Origin of the sequence: Finegoldia magna (assembly GCF_018371055.1) — a bacterium.
Classification (GTDB): Bacteria; Bacillota; Clostridia; order Tissierellales; family Peptoniphilaceae; genus Finegoldia; species Finegoldia magna_I.
In genome coordinates this window covers 1-1,795 of the sequence record NZ_JAGYZD010000300.1, presented here as the reverse complement: position 1 = coordinate 1,795, position 1,795 = coordinate 1, and the positions used below count along the sequence as shown (strand labels likewise).

Genomic DNA, 1,795 nt, shown 5'->3' with positions numbered 1-1,795 from the left:
TACAAAAAGAATACGACTTATCTCATTTAATCGTAGAAGCTGCTCCTCATCAAAGAAGTGCAGTATCTATTCAAAGAATTATGCTTGATGTTATCATCGCTTTAATTCCTGCTTTGATAGTGAGTGTTTACGAATTCGGAATGAGAAGTTTAGTTTTGGTATTATCAGCAGTTATAGCTTGTGTATTATCAGAATATTGTTATCAAAAAATAATGAAACAACCTTCTACAATTAGCGATTTATCAGCTGTTGTAACAGGTATGCTTTTGGCTTACAACGTTCCAGTTACTTTGCCAATTCCAATGATTGTTATAGGATCGGTATTTTCAATCATAATTGTAAAACAATTATTTGGAGGAATTGGCTCAAACTTCATGAACCCTGCATTAGCAGGACGTGCTTTCTTGATGGCAAGTTGGGCACAAGCAATGAGTAACTACACTGCTCCACTAACACAAAAAGCAGTGGACGCTGAAAGTTATGCGACAGTTTTATCAGGTGGTCAACCAGTTGGTTTTATGAATGCCATCATAGGACACATGGGTGGTACAATCGGGGAAGTAAGTGCAATAGCATTACTTATCGGTGTAGCTTATCTATTATACAGAAGAGTAATCAATCTTAGAATTCCATTAGTTTACATCGCAACAACATTTGTTACATTACTTATTTGTGGCGTAGGAATTCAAGATGCATGCATGAACATATTTATTGGTGGTTTAATCTTGGGTGCATTCTACATGGCTACAGATTATTCAACTAGTCCAGTTACTCCAAAAGGACAAATTATATTTGCAATTGGTTGTGGTTTCTTCACAGCAATCATAAGACAATTTGGTAACCTCCCAGAAGGTGTATCTTATGCGATAATCTTCATGAACTGTGCAGTACCATTTATCGATCAATATACAGTTCCAACACCAATTGGTAGAGGAGGTAAACAAGGAATATGAGAAGTTCAATAAATTTAGCTATTAGATTGTTTATAATCACAGCAATTAGTGCGGTAGTACTTGCATTTGCAAACCAAGTTACTGAACCAATAATAGAAGCTAAGAGATTAGAAAATTATCAAAAATCTTTAAAAGTAGCTTTTCCTGAAGCGGAATCTTTTAAACCACTTGATGAAGCAAAAATTAAAGATTTAAAAGCAAAAGACGAAAACTTAGATGACGTACAAGAAGCTATCAAAGGTGGAAAACCTGTAGGTCATGTATACAAAGCAATTGGAGCTGGTGGATATTCAGGAAATGTTGTTTTCGTAGTTGGTGTAGACAATGAAAACAAAATCGTTGGATATTCAATTCTTGAATCACAAGAAACTCCAGGAATCGGAAGTAGAATTGGAGATCCTGAATTCGTAAATTCAGTTATTGGAAAATCTATGGAAAAAGAATTATCAGCTGTTAAAAAACCTGAAGCTGACAACGAAATTCAAGCTCTAAGTGGTGCAACATACTCCACTACAGCAGCCAAAAACGCATTGAACGTATCTCAAAAAGCTAATGCGGGATTAAAATAGGAGGGAAATTATGGAAAAAGGTAAAGCGGCTAAAGTTTTCAAAAGCAGCATTATTAAGAACAACCCAGTTTTAATCCAATTGGTAGGTTTGTGTTCTGTACTTGGTGTATCTACATCAGTAGAAAACGCAATTGGTATGGCTGCGGCGTTCACATTCGTTTTGATTTGTTCAAACATAGTAATATCATTACTTAGAAATTTTATTCCGGATAAAGTAAGAATTCCGGCATATATCGTTGTAATCGCAACATTCGTAACATTAGTTTCAATGAT

3 protein-coding genes are annotated in these 1,795 nt (G+C 35.2%); all 3 read left to right on the top strand.

Annotated features, from left to right (window positions below; all coding sequences use genetic code 11):
- Positions 1–953: RnfABCDGE type electron transport complex subunit D (locus tag KHW44_RS09310; protein WP_304068806.1), on the top strand; the 953-nt coding region annotated here is incomplete at its 5' end.
- A complete protein-coding gene (locus tag KHW44_RS09305; RefSeq protein ID WP_002835547.1) occupies positions 950–1,522 on the top strand; it encodes an FMN-binding protein in 573 nt (190 codons plus the stop codon). The genes KHW44_RS09310 and KHW44_RS09305, both read left to right, overlap by 4 nt.
- 10 nt (positions 1,523–1,532) lie before the next feature.
- Positions 1,533–1,795: Rnf-Nqr domain containing protein (locus tag KHW44_RS09300; protein ID WP_304068802.1), on the top strand; the 263-nt coding region annotated here is incomplete at its 3' end.